Genomic DNA, 6,658 nt, shown 5'->3' with positions numbered 1-6,658 from the left:
GCTGACCCAGGCGGCATCATCGGGCGTTGGTGGGTAGCGACCTTCATCGCTCAAGCCTGCCTCGATCATGCCTACCGTCAACGCAACAGAGCCCTGCAGGGTCAGTTCGGCCGCCTCGCGCTCGCCGACGAACGTAATGTTGCGGAACTCGGTGCCGAACTGGCCGTGCCACTCGAGCGCGTGGTGGTCCTGCTGGTAGGCCCTCATCGCCGCGGCGAGGCGCTGGTCGAACGTCGGCAGCGTCGCCCCCGGCAGGTCGACCAGCTGCAGGGTCTTGGCCTGGAACGCCTGCTCGTACTGGTCGGCCCGCTGCGGGTCGACCAGGTAGCGGCTCTCGTCGGCGTTGGCGTCGTAGCTGATCGCCCGCGCCTGCGACAGCGCCAGGATCGAGTCGAACGCGTCCTTCTTCGCCGCGCGGAAGTACTCAGCGCCGTTGGAGGTCAGCACCACACCGGCGACGGCGAGGCCGAGGGCCACGAGCGTCGCAGAGGCGACCGCAAGGTTGATCCGGCGGTGGAAACGGCGGGCGAGGTACACCTGCAGCGCGAGCGCGGTCAGCGCGAGCGCGGAGCCGATCACGATGAGCCAGTTCCGGGCGGTGAGGGCCAGGCCGCGCTGGTGCTGGTAGGTCCGCTCCAGGATCGCCGCGTTGCGATCGGTGAGCGCTTGCGCCGCCGGCAGGAGCCGGGCCTTGAGCAGGTCGGTGGCCTGCCGGTACAGTACGAGCGCCGCCTGGGGTGGCCTGCCGGCGGGGCGATTGGCCTGCCCGTCGAGGAGCAGCACCTGCGCTGCCAGCGTCTCGTAGTCGCCGAGGGCGTCGAGGATGTCCCGGATGCTCTGCGCGGCGGCGGAGTCGGCGTCGGCCGCCGCCGCGGCCCGCTGCAGGTCCTGGCTCACCTGCTGCCGGCGCTGGTGGTAGATGTCCAGCGCCTGGTCCCGGGTGAAGCCGAGGTTGGTCTCGCTGCCGACCAGCAGGACGTTGGCGAGCTGGGCGTCCATGTCGTTGAGCGCGAAGTACAGGTCGGTGCTGGCCATCACGACCGGCGCGGTCTGGTGACCGATGACGTCCACCCCGGTACGTTCGCGGCTGACCTCGGCGGTGAGCAGCACGACCAGCCCGGTGACGATCACGGCGAACAGGCCGGCCAGCGCACGGACGCGCGCCGGAGCGCTTGCCGGCTCCCGTTTGCGGCGCGGCCGGCGCAGGGAACGGATCCGCGGCGGCCGGCCACGCCCCCGCGCCGGCACGATTCGCGAGTCGCGACGATGTCGCGGTGGCGTGCGCGGTGGGGCGAGCAGATCCATAGCTCCCTTTCCGGCTCCCAACGGACCGCATCCTGGCAAACAACTACCTCTTCCGTCATGCGTCTTGATGAAAAACAACGCGTTTCTGCCGGTGTCTTACCGAGAGTCCTGGCGCAGTTCCACACTGCAAACGCTGGGAACTCCTTACTCCGGGCCGGCGGCAACCTGGTCTTCCACGGGGCTCGTTCGTACTCGGCGGTTGAACTGGCCGACGCATTCGCCGAGATCCATGAACAGGTTGCGGGCGGCCTGGTTGTGCTTGCCAGTGCGATCCGGCTCGGTGCGCATGTTCGTCGGCGAACTGTTCGTGGTCACCGTCCGGCACGTCGGTGCTGCTGTACCGGTACCTGCGAAAGTCCGGCTCGTGGTAGCTCAGACCTGGATGTGGGAGCCCATGATGACCGTGCGGTCGCGGTGCAGGCCGAAGTGCTCCGCGGCGTCGGCGGTGATGTACGAGGTGGCGATGAACAGGCGCTTGCGCCAGCCGGCCATCGTGGGCTGGTCGCCGCGTTGCAGCTCGATCTTCGACAGGAAGTACGACGCCTGCTCCAGTTGCAGGTGGCCTTCCGTGGTTTCCGGGTCGGGCGCCCCCGGCCGCATCGAGCTGGCGCAGTTCCACCGGCCGGCGGCGATCCGCGCCGAGCCGAAGGACGCCCCGGCGAACACGCTGGGCATCCGCCGGGTCATGTTCGCCGTCGACGACATCGACGAGGTCGTCGCCCGCCTGCGCAGCCACGGCGCCGAGCTCGTCGGCGAGGTGGTGCGGTTCGAGGACATCTACCGGCTCTGCTACCTCCGTGGTCCCGAGGGCATCATCGTCGGGCTGGCCGAAGAGCTCGGCTGAGGCGCGGCGCCCGCTGTCCGCGGGGCCGCGCGGTACGTACCATGGGGGCGTGAAGCGCGGCGTTCGTGTCCTGCGTTCGCGCAAGTGGAACCTGGTGGCCGTCCTGGCGCTGCTGGGTTTCGCCGTGCTGTGCGGCGCGCTCGGCATCTTCGAGGACCCGGGCGCCGCCGATCACGACACCGGCCTGGTCATCTGGGGCGCCGGCGCGCTGCTGTGCCTCGCCGGCGCGGTCCGCGTGTCGATGGTCGGCGTGATCCCGACCGCGACGGGGCTCAAGGTCCGCGAGCTGCTGTCCACGACCCACCTGCCCTGGGAGTGGCTGTCGCACGCGGATGTGCGGGCCAACCACCAGCGGATGACGTCCGGCCCGACGCTGTACAACCCGACGATCCACTATGTCGTCCCGCCGCAGCGCGACCGCCTGACGGTCACCGTCACGGCGCTCGGCGCGTACCGCCGCGGGGTGGCCCAGGCCTGGGCGAACGACCTGAACGCGATGATCCGCGAGCACAAGGGCTGAGGGCTAGGCCGGCGCGATGTAGGCGAGCACGGCCAGCACCCGGCGGTGGCTCTCCCCCGTGTCGAGGATGCGCAGCTTCTGGAAGATCGCGCGCATGTGGCTCTCCACCGTGCGCTCGCCGAGGTGCAGCCGCGCCGCGACCGCCAGGTTCGAGTGGCCCTCCGCCACCAGCGCGAGGACCTCGCGCTCCCGCTCGCTGAGCAGCGCCAGCGGGTCGTCGCGGCGGCCCGGGGCCAGCAGCGCGCCCACCACGTCGGGGTCGAGGGCCGAGCCGCCCCCGGCCACCCGGCGCACCGCGTCGAGGAAGTCGTCGACGCGCAGGACGCGGTCCTTGAGCAGGTACCCGAAGCCGCCCGAAGCGACCAGGGACACCGAGTGGCGGGTCTCCACGTGCTGGGACAGCAGGATCATCGGCAGGCCGGGGTGGGTCTCGCGCAGCTGCCGGGCGGCCCGCGCGCCGTCGTCGGTCATCGTCGGCGGCATGCGGATGTCGATGACGGCGAGGTCGGGCGCCTGCTCGTCGACGGCCCGCAGCAGCGCATCGGCGTCGCCGACCGCGGCCGCCACCTCGTGCCCCGCGTCGGTGAGCAGGCGGATGATGCCCTCGCGGAAGAGCACCGAGTCGTCGGCCAGCACGATGCGCATCAGTTTTCCTCCGGGAGTACGGCGCCGGGAATCCGGACCTCGATGCGCGTGCCGCCGCCGGGCGGGCTGTCGACCCGCAGGGTGCCGCCCAGCGACGCCACCCGGTCCCGCACGGCGGTCAGGTCACCGGCGCCGCCGACGCCGTCGTCGGCGACCGCGGCCAGCAGGGCGCCGTCGTCCGCCGGGGCCACGGTGACGTCGACGCAGCCGGCCCCGGCGTGCTTGAGGGCGTTCGCCCACGCCTCGGCGACCGCGAAGTAGACGGTCGTACCGACGGCCTCGGTGGTCCGCACGTCGGCCACCCGGACCCGCACGTCCAGCGGGGCGTCGGCGACCAGGGCCCGCACCGCCGCGGGCAGGCCGTCGTCGAGCCGGCTCGGGCGCAGGCCGTGCGCAAGCTGCCGCAGCTCGGCGATTGTCGCCTCGAGCGCCTCAACGGCAAGATCGAGGTCACGGTACGCGGGGCTGTCCGCCGCGAGCCCACGCTGGGTGGAGCGCAGGCGCATGCCGACGCTGACGATCCGCTGCTGCGCGCCGTCGTGCAGGTCCCGTTCGAGCCGCCGGCGCTCGGCGGCGCCCGCCTGCAGCAGCCGGGCCCGGCTGTCGCGCACGTCGCGCAGCGCCTCGCGCAGCTCCAGCCGCAGCCGGCTGACCTCGATCGGCAGCCGGGCGGCGAGCGCGAGCTCCCGGGCCCGGCGCAGACGGCGCGGCGAGCCGGCCGACAGCACCAGCTCGCCGACGTCGGTGCCGCCGGAGCGCAGCGGCACCACCCGGCCGGGCTCGCCGCCGACGGGGTCGGGCGTACCGTCGAGGCGGACGAACGCGTCGCGGCCGGGCAGCCGCAGCCGCAGCCGCAGGCCGGGATCGCCCAGCACCGAGCGGAACACGTCCTCGGCCCGCTCCGGCTCGGCCGCGCCGTCGCGCACCTGCTGCACGAAGCGCTGCACGCGGGCCTCGCCCACGTACCGGTCGCGGTCGACGAACCGCCCGACGAGCGTGTTGAGCCGCCGGTGCATGGGCAGCAACACGAGGGCGGTACCGAACGCGGCGGCGGCGGTACCGAGCCGGCGATCGGGCACGGCCTCGCCGATCAGGGTCACCGCGAGCGCGAACACCCCGGCCGACCCGAGCGTGGTGAGCACCCAGGCCAGCGTCGAGCCGATGAGCCGGTCGATGTCGAGCAGGTCGTGGCGCAGTACCGCCACCACGATCGCGGCCGGCAGCGCGATCAGCAGCGCCGCGAACAGCCCCAGGTACGCGAACCCGGGCGGCGCCCCCAGCCCCTGCGCGACCCAGCCGGCGGCCTGCAGGATCGGCACACTCAGCGCGCCGAGCATCAGCCACCGCACCCGCTGCCGGGTCGTATCGTCGCCGCGGCGGTAGTGCACGATGAGCGCGGTGACGGCCGCGACGAGCGCGGCGAGGACGACCGCGTACCCGGTGAGCGCCAGCGGCAGCCAGTACCGCCCGTTCATCAGCTCCGACGACAGCAGCGCGTGCACGTACACCCCGGCGGCGACGCAGCCCGCGGGCACGAGCCGCCAGCGCCGCCCGGTCGGCAGCCCCGACGGGAAGACCAGGCACAGCGCCACGAAGCCGGCAAGGTTCCAGACCCAGGCGCCCCCGCCGAACCGCCCCCACTCCTGCATCCAGAACGCGGCCGCGGGCGCCGCCCCGACCCAGGCCAGGGCCGGCCCGACGGGGCTGTCGGGCGCGCGCCGCCCGAGCAGCGCACCCAGGGCGACCGGAACGGCCAGTAGCGAGCCGATCACGGCCAGCACGAACGGACCGTCGCCCCCGGCGCCGCTGAGGGCCTGCCCGACCACGCCGGCCAGGTAGACCGCCACGGGCAGCAGGACCGGCACGGGTCCATCATGACCGAGCGCTCGGCCCGGAGTCATCCGAGCTGGCACGCAATGCCCATCCGGGCCGCTTCCCGGTGCGGACCTGGACGCTTATGGGGAAGGTACCGCCGAAGAATCCCCGGCATGGAACTCATTGTGATGCTCGTCCTGCCGCTCCCGATCGGCTACTTCGTCCGGCGGCGTGTTGCGGCTTTCGTCGCTTATGTGGCCGTTCACGGGTTCGTGTTCACTTTCCAGACCGCGGTACTGCTGGCGGCCTGGGTGAGGGGCGATACCTCGGCATTCCCGGCGAATCCCACCACGGCGGACATGGTGCCTTACGCGGTCGTGAACGCGATCATCTTCGGGGCCGGCCTCGGGCTGGTGTGGCTGGGCCACCGCCTGGCGACCCGGCGCCGCGACCGGCGGCCGGTCGACCTGGCCGCTTGAGGCGGATGGCACTGCCGGAGTTGTACGCTTCGTCCTTGGCGGTCCTGCGCCCGCAATCGCCGACCGGTCGACGTCGCCACGCGAGGCGAGTCGCGGTCAGCCCCCGGCGGTCCCGCACGGCGACGGCCGATCGGTCGGTCTCACCACCTGAGGCGGGCCGTGGTCAGCTCTCCACCCAGCCGTGGGCGCGCGCGTGGTCGACAAGCTTCGTGCGCACCTGCGTGACCTGAGCCGCGGTGAGCGTCGACACGTGCTGGAGCAATACCTCGGTAACCTCCGTGCGGAACTGGGCCGCGGTGAGCACGTCACACAGCGCTTCGTCATCGCCAGAGGTCGTTCTGCCCTTCGGCTCGGCCGGGGCCTCCTCCAGCAGCCGGACGGCCGACACCTTTGGGCCACGCTCGCCGTACTCCGCCTCGAACTCCACGTGCAGCCCGGGATGCACCTGGTGCCGACGCTCACCGAAGTCGTTGGCGTGCACGAACACATCATCACCACCGCCGGCCGGCGCGATGAATCCATAGCCGCGGATCTCGTCGTACCGCAGGATCGTACCCACCGCCACAACAACCACCCCTTATGTACGCCGGAACGCGGCATCAGGTGTAGCACCGGACGTGGGCACTCGGCACGGACGCGCCAGGGCCACCCCAGCCCGCCGCCAGCGGAACTCCGGGCGGAGGTGGGCGCGTACCGTACCCGTGCCGTGCGCTCCCCCGTGCGTGCCCCGGTGCCGTGCGTGCGTACGGCACGTGCCCGTGCCGTGCGTTCCCCGCGCGAAGCCGTGCCGTGCCTACGCTCGCGCTAACACCGTGCCGTGCGTGCCCGTGCTACATCGTGCCGTGCACGCCCCGCGCCACACCGTGCCGTGCACGCCCCGCGCCACACCGTGCCGTGCGCGCCCCGTGCAGTGCGCGCCCCGTGCAGTGCGCGCCCCGTGCCGTGCGCGCCCCGTGCCGTGCGCGCCCCGTGCAGTGCGCGCCCCGTGCCGTGCGCGCCCCGTGCCGTGCGGGCGCGGACCCCCGAAGAGGCCCGCTCCCGTTTAGCACC

General features: G+C 72.8%; 9 protein-coding genes. 3 read left to right on the top strand and 6 right to left on the bottom strand.

Annotation, left to right across the window (positions count from 1 at the left end):
• From AB0B76_RS58465 to AB0B76_RS58455, 3 genes are all read right to left on the bottom strand, one after another.
• A partial coding sequence (locus AB0B76_RS58465) for a hypothetical protein (RefSeq protein WP_360394982.1) occupies positions 1 to 1,131 on the bottom strand: 1,131 nt, incomplete at its 3' end.
• A 318-nt stretch (positions 1,132 to 1,449) separates the two neighbouring features.
• On the bottom strand, positions 1,450 to 1,620 hold the full coding sequence (locus tag AB0B76_RS58460; protein WP_360394979.1) for a hypothetical protein: 171 nt from the start codon (positions 1,618 to 1,620) through the stop codon (positions 1,450 to 1,452).
• 57 nt (positions 1,621 to 1,677) lie between these two features.
• Positions 1,678 to 1,980 carry a hypothetical protein gene (locus AB0B76_RS58455; protein ID WP_360394976.1) on the bottom strand — a complete coding sequence of 101 codons (303 nt, stop codon included), beginning with the start codon at positions 1,978 to 1,980 and terminating at the stop codon, positions 1,678 to 1,680.
• 10 nt (positions 1,981 to 1,990) lie between these two features.
• Between AB0B76_RS58455 and AB0B76_RS58450 the strand changes: the two genes are divergently transcribed.
• Both AB0B76_RS58450 and AB0B76_RS58445 read left to right on the top strand, forming a co-directional pair.
• Positions 1,991 to 2,149, top strand: a complete 159-nt coding sequence (locus AB0B76_RS58450) for a hypothetical protein (protein WP_360394974.1) — start codon at positions 1,991 to 1,993, stop codon at positions 2,147 to 2,149.
• Positions 2,150 to 2,198: 49 nt separating this feature from the next.
• Entirely contained in the window at positions 2,199 to 2,669 is a 471-nt protein-coding gene (locus tag AB0B76_RS58445) for a hypothetical protein (RefSeq protein ID WP_360394971.1), read from the top strand.
• A 3-nt stretch (positions 2,670 to 2,672) separates the two neighbouring features.
• On the opposite strand, the gene AB0B76_RS58440 is transcribed toward AB0B76_RS58445, so the two are convergent.
• Complete coding sequence (locus AB0B76_RS58440) at positions 2,673 to 3,314, bottom strand: response regulator transcription factor (protein WP_360394968.1); 642 nt, start codon at positions 3,312 to 3,314, stop codon at positions 2,673 to 2,675.
• The gene (locus tag AB0B76_RS58435) at positions 3,314 to 5,179 is read right to left on the bottom strand and encodes a histidine kinase (RefSeq protein WP_360394965.1); all 1,866 of its coding nucleotides are present in this window, start codon (positions 5,177 to 5,179) and stop codon (positions 3,314 to 3,316) included. The genes AB0B76_RS58440 and AB0B76_RS58435 overlap by 1 nt, the downstream gene beginning before the upstream one ends.
• Before the next feature lie 135 nt (positions 5,180 to 5,314).
• On the opposite strand from AB0B76_RS58435, the gene AB0B76_RS58430 reads away from it, so the two are divergent.
• Complete coding sequence (locus AB0B76_RS58430; protein ID WP_360394962.1) at positions 5,315 to 5,608, top strand: hypothetical protein; 294 nt, start codon at positions 5,315 to 5,317, stop codon at positions 5,606 to 5,608.
• A gap of 163 nt (positions 5,609 to 5,771) precedes the next feature.
• Here the strand turns inward: AB0B76_RS58430 and AB0B76_RS58425 are convergent, their stop codons facing one another.
• Positions 5,772 to 6,173, bottom strand: coding sequence for a cold shock domain-containing protein (locus AB0B76_RS58425; protein WP_360394960.1), 402 nt, complete (start codon positions 6,171 to 6,173; stop codon positions 5,772 to 5,774).
• Between the last annotated feature and the right edge of the window lie 485 nt (positions 6,174 to 6,658).

This window comes from Dactylosporangium sp. NPDC049140 (assembly GCF_040648435.1).
The sequence above is the reverse complement of the archived record's forward strand: the minus strand, read 5'-3'. Positions and strand labels throughout refer to the sequence as shown.